At 64.3% G+C, this 18329-nt stretch carries 12 protein-coding genes and 1 pseudogene; 2 read left to right on the forward strand and 11 right to left on the reverse strand.

What is annotated here, in order from left to right:
* Positions 1-58 precede the first annotated feature (58 nt).
* From J3P90_RS25515 to tagH, 11 genes and pseudogenes are all read right to left on the reverse strand, one after another.
* Positions 59-1786 (reverse strand): formylglycine-generating enzyme family protein, encoded by a 1728-nt coding sequence (locus J3P90_RS25515; RefSeq protein WP_434608845.1) that lies wholly within the window; start codon positions 1784-1786, stop codon positions 59-61.
* Entirely contained in the window at positions 1779-2975 is a 1197-nt protein-coding gene (locus J3P90_RS25520; protein ID WP_434608843.1) for an ABC transporter permease, read from the reverse strand. The genes J3P90_RS25515 and J3P90_RS25520 overlap by 8 nt, the downstream gene beginning before the upstream one ends.
* Positions 2975-3691, reverse strand: a complete 717-nt coding sequence (locus J3P90_RS25525) for an ABC transporter ATP-binding protein (RefSeq protein ID WP_420767175.1) — start codon at positions 3689-3691, stop codon at positions 2975-2977. Before J3P90_RS25525 ends, J3P90_RS25520 begins: the two co-directional genes overlap by 1 nt.
* Entirely contained in the window at positions 3691-6753 is a 3063-nt protein-coding gene (locus tag J3P90_RS25530) for a serine/threonine-protein kinase (protein WP_434675567.1), read from the reverse strand. The genes J3P90_RS25525 and J3P90_RS25530 overlap by 1 nt, the downstream gene beginning before the upstream one ends.
* Positions 6750-7481, reverse strand: a complete 732-nt coding sequence (locus tag J3P90_RS25535) for a PP2C family protein-serine/threonine phosphatase (RefSeq protein ID WP_434561609.1) — start codon at positions 7479-7481, stop codon at positions 6750-6752. Before J3P90_RS25535 ends, J3P90_RS25530 begins: the two co-directional genes overlap by 4 nt.
* A complete protein-coding gene (tagF, locus tag J3P90_RS25540) occupies positions 7482-8135 on the reverse strand; it encodes a type VI secretion system-associated protein TagF (protein WP_434608839.1) in 654 nt (217 codons plus the stop codon).
* On the reverse strand, positions 8132-11632 hold the full coding sequence (tssM, locus tag J3P90_RS25545; RefSeq protein WP_434675568.1) for a type VI secretion system membrane subunit TssM: 3501 nt from the start codon (positions 11630-11632) through the stop codon (positions 8132-8134). The genes tagF and tssM overlap by 4 nt, the downstream gene beginning before the upstream one ends.
* The gene (locus J3P90_RS25550; protein ID WP_434561605.1) at positions 11629-12933 is read right to left on the reverse strand and encodes a DotU family type VI secretion system protein; all 1305 of its coding nucleotides are present in this window, start codon (positions 12931-12933) and stop codon (positions 11629-11631) included. The genes tssM and J3P90_RS25550 overlap by 4 nt, the downstream gene beginning before the upstream one ends.
* 6 nt (positions 12934-12939) lie before the next feature.
* Positions 12940-14274, reverse strand: a complete 1335-nt coding sequence (gene tssK, locus J3P90_RS25555; protein WP_420767139.1) for a type VI secretion system baseplate subunit TssK — start codon at positions 14272-14274, stop codon at positions 12940-12942.
* Positions 14275-14289: 15 nt separating this feature from the next.
* A pseudogene (gene tssJ / locus J3P90_RS25560) lies at positions 14290-14796 on the reverse strand (type VI secretion system lipoprotein TssJ).
* Positions 14797-14863: 67 nt separating this feature from the next.
* Entirely contained in the window at positions 14864-16291 is a 1428-nt protein-coding gene (gene tagH, locus J3P90_RS25565; protein WP_434675569.1) for a type VI secretion system-associated FHA domain protein TagH, read from the reverse strand.
* Positions 16292-16695: 404 nt separating this feature from the next.
* Here tagH and tssA point away from each other — a divergent pair, with 404 nt between their 5' ends.
* Both tssA and tssB read left to right on the forward strand, forming a co-directional pair.
* Entirely contained in the window at positions 16696-17721 is a 1026-nt protein-coding gene (gene tssA / locus J3P90_RS25570) for a type VI secretion system protein TssA (RefSeq protein WP_434675570.1), read from the forward strand.
* Between the two features lie 82 nt (positions 17722-17803).
* Positions 17804-18319, forward strand: coding sequence for a type VI secretion system contractile sheath small subunit (tssB, locus tag J3P90_RS25575; protein WP_186633609.1), 516 nt, complete (start codon positions 17804-17806; stop codon positions 18317-18319).
* Positions 18320-18329 lie beyond the last annotated feature (10 nt).

Below are 18329 nucleotides of genomic sequence, written 5' to 3' on the forward strand. Positions count from 1 at the left end.
AGCTCAGCACGGCCCCATCGCCGCCTGAGTCCCTTCCAAGCTCGCTGACAACGAACACTCAAGACCGCTGAGCGCTCGATGCGAGCAATTGCTTCAATATCGCCGCCGGGTCGGCTCGTTTCTGCTGACGATAATCCCCGACATGGCGAACGAATAACGTTGCACGCGCCACCAGGCTCTTGCCCAGTACCGGTTTGCGCTCAAGCTCTTCCTTGATGCGCTGCAATTGCGCCTGGATCACGGCATCGGTGTAGCGCGTGCCGGTCGCCAGGTTGTCGATGTAGATCGCCACCGCGCCGTCCAGCGCACTGCGACCATTTTCAATGGCCGTGGCAAACAGCGTGGCGCTGGCGTCGTCCTTGGCATCCAGGGCCGCCTGCCGACTGTTCTGCAGGTTGGTCAGGCGAATGTTGTAGTTGTTGATGGTCTCGGCCACCAGGGCCGAAGACTGGATCAGGTTGCCCGCCGCTTCCTCGCGCTGTTGGGCGATGAGCGAGACGTTGCGCTTGAGCTCTTCGTTGACCAGGCCCAACTCCGCTTGAAGGCGCGGGTCGGCGCTGGCGGCGATGATGCTGTCCAGGCGCTTGGTCGGGTCTTCGGCGTCGTCGATGGCGTCGGTCAGGGACGCGAGCCGGCCCTCTTTCTGCCACTGGGCGTACAGTTCCTTGTAGCGCGAACGCGGCGCCGACAACGCGCCGACAGCCACACGGAAACCGGTGGTTTCGTTGTTTTGCTCGGTGCCGTCCGCGGCGAACAACGGGTACTCGCGGCGCATGCCGGTGAACAACGTGCCCTCGCCTTCCAGGTAGTTGCCGCCCTTGACCACGAAGCCGCCATAGGCGCCCTGACGGCGACCGGCGTGCACCAGTTGGAATGATTCCTGGACCATTTCGGCGGCGTTGCCCACCACGTCGAACAGGCCGATGGGGTTCGGCAACTTGGTGCCGATGGGCATCAAACGCGCCGCTTGGCCCGTGCCGCCGGCGACTTGGTTGAACACTGCCCAATCGGCCAGCGGCCCGTCGCTTTCACTGCCTTCAAGGCGCCGGGGGAACAAGCGCCCTTCCAGGTCCTGACGGCTCACAGCTTGCCCACCTCGGGCGGCGAATTCCCACTCCACTTCGGTGGGCAGACGCACGAAGCCCAGGCCGCCGTCTTCGGCGGATGCGCCGCGACCGCTCACTGGCAGCAGGTCCTTGTGGTATTTCATCAGCCAGGCGCTGTACACCGCCGCAAAGCGCTCGGCCTCGAATTTCGACAGTTTCACCTTCGGCAAGCGCCCGGCCATACCCTGGGGCAACTCGGCTTGCAAGGCTTCGCAGGCCGGCGCCGGCTCGCCGCTGGCCAGGGATTGCGCCTGGGCCATGACCTGAGCGTACTGGCGAGCGGTGACTTCGTATTTGCCGATGAAGTACAGCATCGGCTTGAGCGGCGTCTTGGCGTCGGTCTTGGGCATCAACGGCGTGATGGTCTTGTTCCAATCCTTGGGCAAATCCTTGAGGGTGAACTGGCCATTGATGAAGTCACGCCGGTAGCCGGAAATGAACGACTGCTGGTAGCCGGCCTCGCCTTCGCTGAACGGGTAGCCGAGGCTGATCTCGCGGTCGTCCAGGGTCCCTTGGGCAAGAATGTAGACGTAGCGAAACACCATTTGCCCTTCACACGGCAGCGGCAGGCTGACGTCGTCGGGCAACGGCTTGGGGTTGTCCAGCTTGTCCGTGCCTTCATCGGCACAGACCAGACCGGCCAGGCTCAGCGCCACGGCGGCGCCCAATAACTTATACATCGCGAATTCCTTCACATGCCTGGATGCGCGCCACCCGCCAGCCGCCACACGCCGCCGCGACGGCGCTGATGCCGAGCACGGCCACCAGGGCCAAGGTGTAATGACGCACCAGCAGATGGCTGGCGTACTCGCCGGGCATCTGCGCAAATAAATAATTGAGGCCCGACTGCGCCAGGCCATACAGCCCGGCGCTCAGCAGGGCCGCAAACGTGGCGCTGTAGAGCGCCTGCAACACCACGAACAACAACAGCGCCGCCGTGGACACGCCCAGCAGGCGCAGCACCGACAGCTCCCGACGCTTGCGCTCCACCGCTGCCAGGGCCCCGGCAAAAATCGCTGCGAACGCGCCGGCCAACGCCAACCCGGCGATGATCCAGAACACGATCGACAGGTTGCGGCTCAACGATTGCACCTGTGCGATGGTCTGGGCCTGGGTCGACACCAACAGGTTCTGCCTGGCGAAGTACTGGCGCAGCGGCTCGACATCACCAAGGTTGCGCGCGTACAGGCGGAACGCCGGATAGACCCGCTGCCCAACCTCGCCCACTGCATCGCCCGGCCAGCCGAACGCGGGCACGGCACGGCCGTCGCGGTAATCCTCGGCGGCCTCCAGCAACGCCAGCGGGGCAAACAGGCCGTCCCGGGCGAAGGCTTCCAGTGGCAGCACATGCATCACCTGCACGCGAGCGCGCTGCGCCTCGCTGCGACCGGCCACTTGCCGGCCGAAACCGGCCTGCAACCAATCACCAGCCTTGGCGCCGAGTTTCTCGGCGGCGGTCTGGCTGAGCACCACTTGATCCAAGCCCTGCGGCACCGGCAGGCGATCGAACAAAGGGTCGCCAGCGGCCGTGGGAATCATCTCGACCGTGACGGCGGCAGCCTCGCTGCTCAGATCCGCCGTGGCCGCGATCTGTCGGGTGCGCGGCAAGGCGAAGGCGACGTCGCTGCGCTGTCCCAATTGCTCGACGAAGGCGGCACTGAAACGGCCACCGCCCAACGGGATGATTTCCCGGGTAGCCGGGTCACGTTCCAGGCGCTCGGTCAGGCTGCTGACCAGGCCGAACTTCAGGCCGAACAGCACCAGCAACGGCGCCACCACGGCCACCAACGCCAGCACCGAACACGCCGACAGCCAAGCGTCGTTGCGGTAATCCTGCCAGGCCAGGGAAGCCACCAGCGCGCCGCGCATCAGCAGGCCTCCCCGAGCGTAGCGGTGACGCCGCCGTCGGCATCGCGGCGGCAACTGATGCGCAGCACTTGCAAGCCGCTGGCGCGGGCCAGCGCCTCGTCATGGGTGGCGACCACACAGCAGACACCCTGCTCGCGGGCCTGGGTGACCAACAACTGCATGACGCGCTCGGCGTTCAGCGGGTCGAGGGCGGCGGTCGGTTCGTCGGCCAGCAGCAGGCGCGGGCCATGGGCCAAGGCGCGGGCGCAACTGACCCGCTGGCGCTGGCCGACGGAAAGATCCGCGGGTTTCTTGTCCAGTTGATCGGCAATGTCCAATTGTCCGGCCAGGCGCTTCACGCTGCCGTCATCCTTCAAGCCCAGCAGTTTGCGCGACAACGCGATGTTGCCGCGTACGTCCAGGAAGCCCAGCAGGCCACCGGTTTGCAGAACATAGCCCAGGTGGCGGCCGCGCAACTCAGCCAAGGTGCCTTGTTGCGACGTGCGCCACAGTTTGGCGATGTCCAGCGGCGCGTTGGCCGGCGTGAAGTCGAACTGCCCCGCCTGATCCGGCGCCAGCACCAGCGCCAGCAAGTCCAGCAAGGTGCTCTTGCCGCAGCCGCTGGGACCGACCACCGCCAGCTGTTCACCGGCGCGCAGTTGCAGCCGTGGAATCACCAGGCTGTAGCGTTGGCCACCGGCGCCCCGGCTCTTGTGCACTGCGCTCAGGTTCAGCATCACGGCAGCGTCGACAACGGAACGCGGTACAAGGCGTCGCCCGGCTCGGCATCGCCGAAGCGCACCCAATTGGCGAGGTCGTTGTGGAAGGTTTCGTAGAGGCGGATCTTTGATTCCAGCTCGTCGATGAAATCCTCCTGCTCGGCCACGCTCAACGACAGCCACAAATCCTGGGTCATGTTCAGCGATTTGCTGCGGTACGGCAGCCCTTCCAGGTACTCGCCGAGAATCCCACCCGTGGCGAGGTTGCCGCCTTTGCGCAGGGCCGATGGGTCGCGGCTCATATAGGCGCTGGCGCTGGCGATTTCCTGGAAGAAATCCTTGGGCGAGCTCTGGGTTTTGCGGGCCGCGTCGACGATGAGCTTCAGCGATTGCTGCAGGTCGTTGAGTTGCAGCTTGGTCAGCATCACGCAGACCTGGAATGCCGGCAGCGCCGGGTTGGTCAGGTCGCGGTCGGCGGTCCAGGCGCTGACCAATTGCGGCGCCTGGCTGGCGGCTTTGCGCCCCAGGAAGTCCATGTGCATCGCGTAGCCGACCGCTGCCGATTTGTCGGCCAGGCTCGGCGCGGCGCTGAGCAGCGGCACGCTTTGCGGCTTGTTGCTGCGCACCTGGTGGACGAGGTCGGCGAACACCGAGCCGATTTCGTCGACCCGATCACCGAACTTACGTACGTCGGCACCCGGCACCGCAATGTACAGGTCACCGATTTGCGGGTTGGCGTCGGCAGTCAGTGTGCGGTATTGGGACTGTGCGCCAGCGTGGGTTTTCTTGCCGGCGTCGCTGAGCAGGTGCAGGGCGTATATCTTGATTTGCTTGCCCAACGCCGCCTGGCGCACTTCGGCCTCGTTCATTTGCGTGGCGGCAAATGGGTCGTTCTTGCGCAGCGCACCGGCGTCGGTGACGAGCAGGATCAGCCGGCCGCCGTAGCCGGACCAGTCCATCCCTTCCACCGCCTCCATGACACCGGCAAACGCATCTTCATTAAACGAATGGCTCGACACGGTAGATGCCTTGACCTGCCGCGCCATCTCCAGGAAGCGTTGCGGGTCGCGGCCCTGTTCCAGGGTGATCAAGGTCTTGGCGGTGTATTCCAGGCCTGGGGTTTTCTTGATGCTGCTGCGAAAACCCACCATGCCGAAACTGACGCTATCAAGCTCGCCACGTTCGCCGATGCGAGTCTGCAATTGATGCACCACGTCACGGACCTGATCGATGTAGGGCTGCATGGACACGGTGGTGTCCACCACCAGCACCACGGCGGTACGGAACGCGTCGGCGTTGGCGGCGGTGACCGGCGTGTTGGTCGCAGCCTTTTGGGCGGTGCCAGGGTCGATGGACGCCACGTTCAGCAACTGCACCGGCTGTCCGTTATCGTCGAAGCTCTCGCGGGAATCGAAGATTGGCAGCAGATAGAACTGATTCTGCGGCACGGCGCTGGCGGCCGGCTCCAGAGCCAGCACTTGTTGATCGTCCTGGGGCTTCTGCTGAGCTTTGAGCAACGCGTTTTTGGCGGCGGCCGGGTTGGCCAGTAGCTTCTCCACTTCGCCGGGCTGACGCAGGAACATCACCGGCGCACGGCCGGAGCGCTCGGTGAACTTGAGCACCAGGCTCTGTTTCCAATCGCTGACCTGAGCGGCGGGCAACCAGCCGTCGCTGCGCCCGTCGGTGGCGGCGCCGACGCGCACCCAGGCGCTGCCGTTCACGTCCTTGCGCTGGTAGACGTACAGCACGGAGAACGCCGGCAACGCCTTGCCCGGCGCAGCGCCAGGCTCGGCGGCCAACTTGGCCCCCGGTTTGCTGAGCACGCGCTGGAACAGGGTTTTCTTGCCAGCCATCAGCAGCGGACGCTGGCCGCCATCGGCCTCGGTCACCACGGGCGGCTTGACCGCAGGTACGTCAGGGGCTTTCGGCGGGGTGACTTCAGGGGGCTTGGCCGAGGTCGTCTTGGCAATCGGCGTTTTCATCTCTTTGCCGTCATTGCCAGACAACCACCAATAACCCGCGCCACCCAGCGCCAACGCCACGGCCACCGCAACAGCCGCGAGGGCAAACACCGGACCCTTGCGTTGCTCCGAAACCGTGGATTGCGCTGTTGGCTTGAGCGGCGGTGGCACAGGCTTGGGTTGTGGCGGCGAGTAAGCCGGACCGCTGGGAATGTCGATGGACATGGGCGTCAAGCCCGCCAAGTCATCCACCGCAGGCGGCACGACCGGCAGTTCAAACGACAACGGCCGGATCAGCGTCGCTTCCGACGATTGCTCCGGCAAATTATCCAGCGCCCGCAGCAGCGCCGCCGCATCCGGGAAACGCTCCGCCGGATCCTTCGCCAGCAACTTGCGCAGCACGTCCTGGTAACGGCCATGGTGCACCGGCAGTTCCGGCAAGGGCTCGGTCAGGTGCGCCAGGGCCGTGGACAGTGCATCGTTGCCGGTGTACGGCAACTTGCCGACGAGGATTTCATAGAGCACCACGCCCAAGGCGTACAGGTCGGCGCGACCGTCGATGTCTTGCCCACGGGCCTGTTCCGGGCTCATGTAGCTCGGTGTGCCAACGGCGAAACCGGCTTGGGTGAACTGGGTGCGGTCGTCCAGGGATTTGGCGATGCCGAAGTCCGACAGCACCGCCGTGCCGTCGGCGCGAAAGAGGATGTTGGCCGGCTTCACGTCGCGGTGGACCAACCCCAAGCCGTGGGCATACCCAAGGGCCGACGCGATTTGGCGAATGTAGGTCAGGCCCTGCTCCGGCGTCAGGCCCGCGGCGATGCGTTCCTTGAGCGTGCCGTTGGGCAGGTATTCCATCGCCATGTAATACAGCTCACCGACGTTGCCGATGTCATGGATGGTGACCGTGTGCGGGTGGGACAAGCGCGCCAGGGTCTTGCCTTCGCGCAGGAAACGCTCGCAGAACGTCGGGTCGGCGGCCAGGGCTGCCGCCATGACTTTCAATGCCACCTTGCGCTCCAGCGAACGCTGGGTCGCCAGGTACACGCTGGCCATCGCGCCTTCGCCGATCTCGCCGTCGATGTCGTAACCGGGGATGACAAGGTTAAGGGTCAAGCTCATGACGGCACCTTCACGACGACCACGGTGATGTTGTCCGGCGCGCCGCGCATCAGGCCCAGGGACACCAGGCTACTGGCGATCTCGCCGGGCTCGTCGTGGCTCAATACTTCACGGATTTCCTCGTCCTCGACGGTCTTGGTCAGGCCGTCGCTGCACAGTAGGTAGCTGTCGCCGGGCACCAGCAGCAATTCGGCCAGCGCCAGGTTCAGTTGCGCCTCGACGCCGATGGCGCGGGTGACGATGTTGGCGCGTGGATGCACGCGGGCTTCGGCTTCGCTGAGCAGGCCGCTGTCTTGCAAGTCCTGGACGTAGCTGTGGTCCCGGGAAATGCTTTCGAGCACGCCATCGCGCAGGCGATACAACCGGCTGTCACCGGCCCACAGGCACATGCCGCGCAGGTCGCGGGCGGCCAGCACCACCACGGTGCTGCCCATCATGGTCACGCCACGGTTGGCGGTTTCTTCGCGCACGGCGGCGTTCACCCGCAACAGGTCGCTTTGCAGTGCCGCGATGTATTCATCCAGGGAACGGCCCACGGCAATGCTGCGCAGGCTGTCGATGATCAGGCTGCTGACGTAGTCGCCCGCCGCGTGCCCGCCCATGCCATCGGCGACCACCCACAGGCCGTTTTCAGGCATGTCCAGGCAGGCATCTTCGTTGACCTGGCGGACCATGCCGACGTGGCTCTTGCTTGCAGACTTGATTGCTTTTCCGGCACTTGGACGCATCTACACAACACCTTCTTGGCCGAGCAAAAATTGCGCAAAATCAGCCGCCGCCGGTAATCCCTGGCAGCGCATCAAACCGGGCGCGATGCGCTCCGAACCCAGGCCCCACCACAGGCTTGCGCCTTCACAGGCCGACTCGGCCAGGGCGCTCATCCTTCGCTGCGGATCGGTGGCATCGAAACGATGCAGGCTGGCGAAGCGACTGCTCAAGGTGCGCGGCAGGCACATTGGGCTGCCAAGGGTTTCAAGCTCTTCGCTGAACGCTTCGAAACTGGCTTCCACGCTCAATGTGCTCAGCAACAGGTTCTCCACTCGCCCGAACCAGTCGTCCGCGCCACCGACCACCGAGGCTGGGTCCGCCTCCGCGTCCATCAATACCGCGACGGTCAGCGGGAAATAGCGCCCGACCCGGTCGATGCTGGGCATCACCACCCCGACGGCAGCGTCCGGGCCGCACACGCCGGGCGCGACCATGAAGCGCCATAGCGGGCTGACCAGATAGGCGTCCAACCAACGCTCGCCGAGGCTGCTCTGGCTGGCGAGCAAACCCGCCGCCAGCCAGGAGTCCCACGGTTTGATAAAACTCTGGGGCAAGCCTCGGCTGACGAAATCCCCGCGGCTGGCCAACTTTCCATAGAAGCCCGGCGTACTCATAGACGCTCCGGCAGGCTGAAGCCGCTGAGCACGCGGCTCTTGAACGGGTTGAAAGCACTGTTGGCCCGCAGCTCATAAGAGGCGCTTGCGCCATCGACCCGCAGGCGCAGGTTGAAGCGATCCGGCGAGTTGCCGGCGGTCAGGTCCGATTGTTCCAGCAGGCGGAACCAGGCCCATGGCCCATCCAGGGTGATACCGGAACGACCGCTGGAGGAAGGTGGCATGATCGAAATCCGCACCACGCCGATGCTGCCGGGGTTCGGCCACTGCAACGCGGTCGGGCGGCTCGGGCCGTGGTCGTAGCTCAGCTGCTGACCGTCGAGGTCGAGCAGGAACTGGGTGATGGTCGAATCCATCGCCACCGGCTTGAGCTCGAAGCGCACCATCGGCTGGGTGCCGCCGGAGCGGAAAAACGCATCGCGGATGGTCGCCGCGCGCTGGAAGGTCTGCAACACGCCAGGAGAAATCCCGAGCTTCTGCGCCGCGCCCGGCTGCCAGCGCCAGGTTTGCGTCGAGGTATCCACGTACGGTTGCAGGTACTTGCGGAAGTAGTTGTCCATCACCCCGCCGACGCCGAAGAACTGGCCGAAGTCATCAAGGGTGGCGTCCCGCGCACTGCCTGGCGACATCGGGTAACGTCCGGCCAGGGACTGGCGGTAGATGTTCACCACTTCGCTGGTCCAGGCCGCGTTCAGTTGATTGCGCACCCCGCCCATCATGGTGTTGGTGGTGGAATTGACCACTGACTTGACCAAGCCCTGCACAAGTGGCGGCTGGCGTTCGGCGTTGAGGCTCACCCGGGTAGCGGCGGCCGACGCCTGGTTCTTGGCCTCGCCGAGCAAGGCATCGCCGCTGGCGCCGACCATGGCGCTGACTTGCACGTACAGCGCGTTCATGTCGGACAACAGGCCGTCGATGGCCGCCGGTTCGCCTTCGTTCTTGTTGACGATGCTGTTGAGCTCGGCGAAATGCGCGGTGATCGGATCATCGCTCGCCGTCGGCGCGTTCGATGTCGCCTGTTCCTGGCCGAGCAGGCTGCCGAGGCGCTCCTTGAGCTTGTCCACGCTGCCCTCCACCGGCGCGCCTTGGGCGGCCAGCAGGCGCTCATCCTGTTGCAGGTCGGTTTCCTTCGCCACTGCCACCAGCAGTTTTTTCAGCGGCGAGGTCGGGCCGGAAATCACCCGCAGCACATCGGCGGCCTGGGCCACGCTGGTGATCGGCACGAAGTCGATGTCGGCCAGCAAGGCGTCCCATTGGCGCATGTAGTCCTGGAAATACAGGCGACGCACATCGGCGGCCAGGCTGGCGACGTTCTGTTGGTCGGCCTCTTCATGGCCCAGCACCCATTGCTCTTCAGCCAAGGTGCCAGTCTGGCTCAGGCTGCTGAGCAAAAAGCCCTGGCGATACCCTTTGACCGTGAAGAACCCACTCAACGGTTCGCCCAACGGCTTGCCGCTCTTGCGGCTGAACACCAGCGCAGCGTCACGCCCGGCGGCTTCGTTGATGCGGAAGTCCGCAATGCCTTCTGGCAGCTTCTGGCGCTTGATGCGGTCGTAGACGCGCTGGGCCACCGGCAACTGTTGCAACTGGCGGCGCAGGTCTTCGATCAGCCGTGGGTCCAGGCGCGCGGTCGGCGGACGCCGTTCGAACAGTGCCTGCAAATGTCCGGTCAGGGCTTGGCGCTGCTCGGCTGGCAAGTCCCGTGGCAAGCTGCGATCCCAATCCAAAGCGATCCAGGCCTTGATGAAGTCGGCGTCGTAATGCTCGTTATCGGCGAGCATCAGATAGGCCTTCAAGCCTTCGTAGAGGAAGTCCGAATTGCCGCCGCTGTGCAGTTGCTCTTCGATGCGCGTCAGCAGGCGTGGCGCGAACACCGCGATCAACAGCTTGCGGTAGACGCTACCGGACTCGGCTTCCAGCATGTCGCCCTGATAGAGCCCCAAACCTTCAGCCCAATCGGGGGCGTCGTCGGCCAGGTGTTTCACGGCGTTGAGCAGCGGCAACACCGCAAGCACGTCGCGCTGGGCCGGGCTGAGGTTCTGCACGGTCTGGCCCAGCGGCGCGACCTTCTGGTCGACCTGGGCGATGTAGGCCTGGTTGGCGCGATAGCTGACCCACCACAACGTGCTGACCACCAACACCAGCACGACGGTTGACGCGAGCACGCCACGAGCGATCCACTTGCGCCGGCGCTCGACTTTCGGGTCCACCCCCACCAGCCCGCGCTCGGCAAACGCCACGGCGCTGAACAGTTTTTCGATGAAGTAGCTGCGTCCGGTGCCGGTCTGGCGCGCCAGGTGCTGGCGGTCCAGGTTCATGCTCTGGGCCATGGAGCCGATCAGACGATCGATCGGGCTGCCTTCCTGGGTGCCGCTGGTGAAGTACACACCGCGCAGCAATACCCGCTCTTCAAAGGCGTTGGGTTTGAACACGCCGTCGAGGAAGCTTTGCAGGCAATCCTTCAACGCACCGAACTGCTGCGCGAAGCCGTAGATCAGGTCGCGCCGCGCCGGGTCGCGCTCTTGTTGCAAGCGCTCGACCAAGCGGTCGTTCAGGCGCTGTTCCAACAGGGCGAATTCGCTTTGCAGGTGCGCCAACGGACTGTCGTTGCTCTTGCCATCGTCCAGCGCGAAGGTCATGCCCCAGACCTGGGCGCGTTCTTCCTTGCTGAGGCTATCGAAGTACTCCATGAAGCCTGGCACCAGGTCGAGCTTGGTGAGCATGAGGTAGACCGGGAAACGCACGCCCAGTTGGGTGTACAACTCCTGGATCCGCAAGCGAATCGCCGCGGCGTGGGCCGCGCGTTCGGCGTCGCTGCCCAGCAGCAGGTCCGAGAGGCTGATGGCGATGAACGCGCCGTCGATGGGGCGACGTGCCCGTTGTTTTTTCAGCAGGCCGAGGAAGCCCAGCCATGCTGCCTTGTCGACGGCCGCGTCACTGTCCTGGGTGGTGTAGCGGCCAGCGGTGTCGAGCAGCACGGCCTGGTCGGTGAACCACCAGTCGCAATTGCGCGTACCGCCGACGCCGCGCACCGCACCGGCGCCGAGCTGCGCGGCCAACGGGAAATGCAGGCCGGAGTTGACCAGCGCGGTGGTCTTGCCGGAACCGGGCGGGCCGATGATCACGTACCACGGCAGCTCGTAGAGGTTGCGCCTCTCGTCACCGCCGAGCTTGGCTTTCTTGAGCAACGCCAAGGCTTCGTCCATGCGCTGGCGCAGGGTTTCGAGTTCCTCGGCGGTGGCGATGCTGGTGGGGTCCGGCGGCGTCTGCGCGGCCAGGCTGCGCATCACTTCGGCGGCTTGGCGCCGAGCCTGGATAATGCGCAACACCCGGTAGGCGATCCACACTGCGAACACCAGAATGATCAACGCCCAGCGGCGGCCTTCAGGCACCAGCCAATCGAGCAGCGGGCCAACGAACCAGATGATCAGGCTGAGGGCGATCAGGCCCAGCAATGGAATGACCCAGCGGATCATGAAACTGAAAAACGCCTTCACTCGACCCCCTCCGCCAACACTGTGATTTCAACCCGTCGATTGCGCGCGCGCCCCTCGGTCGTGGCGTTGGACGCCAGCGGCTCGGTGTCGCTGCGGCCCTCGGCGCTGAAGCGCTCGGGTTGGCCGGTCTTGGCCGAAAGAATGTCCAGCACCGACCGGGCCCGCGCCTCGGACAAGGCCCAGTTGGACGGGAATCTCAGGGTGGCGATCGGGCGATTGTCGCTGTGGCCAGTCACCAGCACCTGGCCCTTGACCTTGCGCACCGCGTCAGCGATGCGCAGCATCAGCGGTTGGAAATCGTCTTTGATGCTGGCGCTGCCGGAGGCGAACAGTTCATCGCCACGGATGGTCACCACCGAGCGATCGACGGCGTCTTCCACGGCCACCTTGCCGGAGCGGATTTCATCGGCGAGGAAACCGGCCAGGCGTGGGCGCTCGACCACTTTGGGCTGGACCACGGGACGGTCGATGGTCTGCACCGGGATTTCACCGAGGAAGTGGATGTTCTTGAACACCGGCTCGGCGTCGGAGGCCAGCTTCATGCGCAGGCCGAACAGCAGCGCCAGCAGCAGCGCCGCGCCGATGGCCAGGGCGATCCACGGCGGCATGAATTGCGCCAGGCGATCACGGGCCACGGTGACACCGCGCCAGTGCGGCGACAGCTCGCGCTCGTAGTCGCCACGAGCGCTGCGAATGACGCCCGCGGTACGCTCGCGCAACGCCTCCAATTGACTGCGGCCGTCGTTCATTACCCGATAACGGCCTTCGAACCCGAGGCACATGCACAGGTACAAAAGCTCCAGCAGATACAAGCGCTCGCGCGGGCTTTGCAGGCAGTGCTCCAGCAACTGGAACACCTTCTCGCCGCCCCAGGCTTCGTTATGCACGGTGATCAAAAGGCTTTGCTTGCCCCAATCGCTGGTGCCACCCCATGGGGTGCTCAACACCGCTTCATCCAGGGCGGTACACAAGGCGTAGCGGGCCAGCAACACGTCGTTGCGCACCACGCCGGCGGCCTCGGCGCGCTCTTCGAACTGGCGCAGGTAGGCCAACAGTTGCGCGCGCAAGCTGGCCGGCGCCGGGTGGGCGATGGTGTTGCGCAAGCGCGTCAGCAGGGCCAGCAACGGGCCGGCGGCGCTTTCCAACGGGTTGAGGCCCTGGGCCTTGCCGGTCAGGACCGGCGCGGCCGGCATCGACAACGGCGCGGGCGTCGGCTGTTGGCGTGCCGGGTCCGGACGGAACGGATCCGCGCCGCGGCCACCGGGCGTCGGCATGAACTGGGTACGATCGTCGTTGCTCATCGCGGTTTATCCTCGGATCGCCCAGAACGCCAGGTTCAGCCCCGGGAACTGGCCGGCGATGTGGAACGCAAAGCCGCCGGAGTTGCTCAACTGCTGCCAGTGATCGCTGCCTCGGTCGAGCTCGTAATAGGTGGAACCGGCGTGGTACGGCAGTTGGCGTGGCGCTACCGGCAACGGCAGCAGGCCGATGCCCGGCAATTGCAGGTTGACCAGGTCACGGATGTGCTCCACCGAGCCGACCTTGCTCTGCTGGCCGAAGCGGCCGCGCAGGGTTTCGGCGGGCACGTCGGCGCGTACCACCAGGATGAAACTGGCGCTGTCGAGCAGGGTCTTGTCGGCCAGCATCGCCACGTGAATGCCGTAGGCTTTTTCAACAATCGGGATCGGCGTGGCCTTGCTGTCGATCAACATCGACAGGGCCTCACGCAAGGCCTGCATCACCGGCGCGTAGCTGAGCGCCAGGTCGTCGTGCTGGTACTGCGGATAGGGCTGCGGCCGCCGTGCTGACGCGGTAAAGGTCGAGAATTCTCCCGCCAGGCTGACGAGTTCGCTGTAGAAGCGCTCGGGGTGCAGCGGCGTCAACTGGCTCAGGTGCTGGATCAGCGGCTGGGCGCGGTTGACCAGTTGCAGCAGCATGAAATCAGCGATCTCCGAGGCGCCACCGGCCCCCGAGGCCACCACCCGCCCGGCCAAGGCTTCACCGCGTTGATGCAGCAGGCCCAGCAGTTCGCTGCGAAACGCCGCCAGTGGCTTGGAAGCCGCCACATCCAGCAGCGGTGGAATGTAGCTGTCGTCGAGGACCAGGGCCCGGTCGGCGCGTTTTTCCTTGATGCGCACCACGCCAATCGCGGCGTAGTCACCGATGCCATCCTGTTCGGTCAACAAGCGCAACGCCCGGGAACCCACGGCCACCGGCGCGCGGTTTTCGAACGGCGCGTTGTCGTCGCGCACTTCACACACCTGGCTGACATAACGCGCAGCACCGAGGTCTTCACCTTCGTCCACGGTGTCGCGGGCACCGGCGCGCTTGAGCGGCAACGCCAGGTACACCACGCCATCGCGCAGGTTGTCGTCGATGTTCAGTGGGGTCGGCGCCAAATCATCCTGGGGAATGTTGAACGGCGTGCCGTCCGGCAGCAGGCCCCGCGCCGAGAGGATGGCCAGCTTGCCCTGGGCCAGCAGGCCCTGGTCGATCAGCAATTCGGAAAAACCCCAGGCACCGGCCGACAAGGGGCGGCTGCGGGCGTCGATGAGGTTTTCCAGGTAACGGTCATGCTGCTGGAAGTGCTGCGTTCCAATGAACATGCCTTCCGACCAGACCACGCGATTGTTCCAGGACATGGGGGCTCCGATTCCTTATTGGGCAGGGCTGGATGGGGGAACGACGACGGCGCTGCGCACGGCGCGCACGTCGAGGCTGATCTGGTATTCGGTGTATTCGCGCGCCGGTACATTCATCACCGTGCGTCATAGCGACTGGTCCAACTCGCGATAGCCCACCAGTATTCCGATGTGCCGAGTGGCCGGGTCGAGCTCACGTTTCAGGCTCAATTGCTGGTCCGGCTGGATCAGCACTTCGTCCTGGTCGATCAGGTCCGCACCGAGCGTCGCCTGGGCCCGCTCGGCCAAGGCGAAATAATCGGCGCGGCCAAAAGTGGCCGCATTCTTCAGTTCAAAAATACGCACCCGCACCGGCGCTGGCTGGCCGGAGGCACCGGGGTTGAGCCCGGCGATGGAATGGAAGTGCAGCTCGACGGCGGCGGTGTCGGCCTCAGCTTCTTCGGGCTGGGGTTGGGCCGCATCTTTGGCGCACGCCGTCAGCAGAAGCGCTACGGCGACTGCGAGTAAAAACCTGGGGATCATCCTGCGTCCTCAATGACGTTTGAGCTATCCGTTGTTGTCTTGATCAGTATCGTTAAGGCGGCGCCGCTCAACGGCGTCGCTGTCGTGTGCTGTGCTCTTCGTAAGCGCGGCTGAACTCACGACCGAACAGGTCCTGGAAATCCTCTTGGGCTTCCCGGGAAATGTTGCTGTAGAGCTCGGTGAATTGCTGCCAGTACTGGGCCTGTCGCGAGCCGCTGAAAATGCCTGAAAGTCCACCAGGCTTGGCCATGCGTTCTTCCAGTTGCGCCGGCTCGAAGCGCGCCAGCAAATGCTTGATCGCCGCTTCCACGCCGGCCATGACCGCCAACTGGTGGGCGCGCAGATCATCGAAACTGTCACGCACCGCCACGTCCGGGGCCATGAATGCCTGGTTGCCATGGCGCAACAGCAACAGCAGGGCTTCATCGACATTGGGGGCGAACTTCAGCGGGTTGTTTTCCACCGGCTGGATCATCGTCTGCTGGATGCGGAATTCACCCTTGAGGCTGCTGCGGGCGCGCAGTACATCGATCAGCCCTTCGACCATCAAGCGATAACTGCGCCCGATGCTCTCCATCTGCGCCTCGGCGTTGGCCTTGTCCAGGCGCAACTGATCCAGCCCGGCGCCGCGCAGGAAAGCCTGGAGCAGGTCGGGTTGGGAGGTTTGCACCGGGGAGGTCGTCGGTTCGACGCGGCTGACGGGCGCTTCTGGTCGCGGCGCGGATTCAATCGGCGCAACGACCTCAACCACAGGGATTGCCGGTACGGGAACCGGCTCGGGCAGCGGCGCAACGGGAATCGGCGCCACGGGCGCTGGCTTGTCGCTGAACAGATCCCAGTCTGCCGGAATGACCGGGGCCGGCGTTCCCGCCACTGGCTCGAACACCGGCTCAGCCACCTGCGGGGGGTTCGGGCGGGGGATCGGCGTAGGCGCACGGAAATCGTGCTGCTCGGCCGGCACATGATCCGGCTGGGTCGCCGGCGGGACGCTGGGCGGGGTGAGGAAGTCGAACAGGTCCGGCAGTGTGTCCATGGACGAAACGCCCTGGAAGTGGGCCGGCATGGCGACGGGCATCGGCGAAGGCGTATTCACGGATGCGCTCTGACGGCCCATCAAGGCTTCGAAACTGCTGGGGGCTTCGGCGAACGGATTGCTGTCGGTCATCGGCAGGTCGAAGTCGACCCGCGCCTGGATCTCATAATCGCCAATGCGGATGATCTCGCCGTCCTGCAACGGCTCGCTATTGCCTTTGCGCAGGCGAATACCGGCCTTGACCAACTCCACACCGTTAGTGCTGTTATCGGTCAAGTAATAACGCCCGTCCTTGTATTGGATAACGCAATGCTTGCCCGAGACCAGGCGTTCCGGATCCGGCAGAACCCAATCATTATCGGAACTACGGCCAATTGCCATCACACCCTGACCCAAGGTCTTTTCAGAACATTGTCCGGGGGTAATCTTGTGATAACTAGTGATAGTCAAACACAGCGGCATCTCGCCTCCTTGCTGAATACTTCTTGTCGCTGGCGATACATAAGAACGGGGCCCCGTCGATGCGACATAGGATCCTTGCCTGCGACCGGAACGGCTTTTTGCCAGCATGATCGCTGATCTTAACCGGCCTGCGTGACAAAAAAACCTGTTCCAGTGCCTGCTTCGACCTACGAGTCGCGCGGGTTGTTAAGCGCCTCACAACTGTCACATCGGCGAAATAGCTTACCTTGACAACGGATAAGTACTACACCAAAAATGCACAACTTGTTGAATATACATGATGGCACTTTAAGATCATCTCGCTCTTATAGCGCCATTATCCTCAAGGAACATGTGAAGTTTCATCCGAAACTTGCGTGTGCACTGCCCGACTTCTTCAGCGGGTGATAGGGAGATCGATCCAAGTGGATGTGCCTTTGTTGCTCGCCGCCGTTTCCGCGAATTCGCCTTGCGGTGAAGACCTGGAATATGACGCGGATTTCTTGCGCCTGGAACGTGATTCCCGAGGCCAGCCCGAACGCAGCATGGGCGATTCGATCCTGCCCGCCGAACCCCCTGAATGGCGCAGCATCCAGCAGCAGAGCCTGGACCTGTTGCAGCGCAGCAAAGACCTGCGCATCACTCATTTCCTGTTGCAGAGCTCTCTTGCCCTGGAAGGCATTTCCGGCCTCGCCCGCGCATTGACGCTGATCAGCGAGTTGCTCAAGCAATACTGGGCCGACCTGCACCCGCGCCTGGACGCCGATGACGACAACGACCCCACCGTGCGCATCAATGCCCTCGCCGGCCTGACGTCGGACGTCACCATTCGCCTGTTGCGCGAGAGCATCCTGGCCCGCTCGCGAACGTTCGGCGCCGTCAGCCTGCGCGCCGCCGCCAATGCCAGCGGCTTGCAAAGTTTCCCCGATGAAAGTCTCGGCGCCGAACAGCTCGCCGGCGCCCTGCTCGACAGCGACCCCGAGCAGCTGGAAGTCATCCGTGCCGCCCTGCTGGAAGCCCGCAGCGCCGCCGAAGCCATCGAACAGCAGGTCAGCGACCAGGTCGGTTCCGCCCAAGGCGTGGACCTCGGCCCTTTGAAGCAGCCGTTGAAAATGGCGTTGCAGATTCTCGGTCAGTTCGCCCCGCAGAGCGGCGACAGCGACCTTGCCGATCCTGTCGAAACCGACGACACCGCACCCGTCGAATACACCAGCTCACCAGGCGCGCCCCGCAGTACCGTCCCGGGGGAAATCAACAACCGTGACGACGTGCTGCGCAGCCTGGACCGGATCCTGGCGTACTACACCCGCCATGAGCCCTCCAGCCCGCTGCCGGTGCTGTTGAATCGGGCGAAGAATCTGGTGCACGCCGACTTCGCGGCGATCGTGCGCAATCTGATTCCCGACGGCATGAGTCAATTTGAAAACCTGCGCGGCCCGGAAAGCGAATAAAAAGCGAGCGGATCACGCAGTCACGTCATAGGTACCTCCCGATGACGCCAACACCGTCGCTCAAGCGACCAGGAGCAGCAACGTGGCGAAGCAAAGTTCTCAGAAATTCATCGCGCGCAACCGCGCGCCTCGAGTGCAGATCGAGTACGACGTCGAGCTCTACGGCGCCGAGAAAAAGGTCCAGTTGCCCTTCGTCATGGGGGTAATGGCCGACCTCGCCGGCAAGCCCGCCGAGCCTCTGGCACCGGTGGCCGATCGCAAGTTCCTCGAGATCGACGTCGACAATTTCGACTCGCGCCTCAAGGCCATGCAGCCGCGCGTGGCGTTCCATGTGCCTAACGAATTGACCGGCGAAGGCAACCTCAGCCTGGACCTGACCTTCGAAAGCATGGACGACTTCAGCCCGGCAGCCGTGGCGCGCAAGATCGACTCGCTGAACAAGCTGCTCGAAGCGCGTACCCAATTGGCCAACCTGCTGACCTACATGGACGGCAAGACCGGCGCCGAGGAAATCATCATGAAGGCGATCAAGGACCCAGCGCTGTTGCAGGCCCTGGCGAGCGCGCCGAAGCCCGCCGACGCAGAGCCCAAGGCTTAAGGACTAACGA

This window comes from Pseudomonas sp. D3-10 (genome assembly GCF_051132175.1).
Lineage (GTDB): Bacteria > Pseudomonadota > Gammaproteobacteria > Pseudomonadales > Pseudomonadaceae > Aquipseudomonas.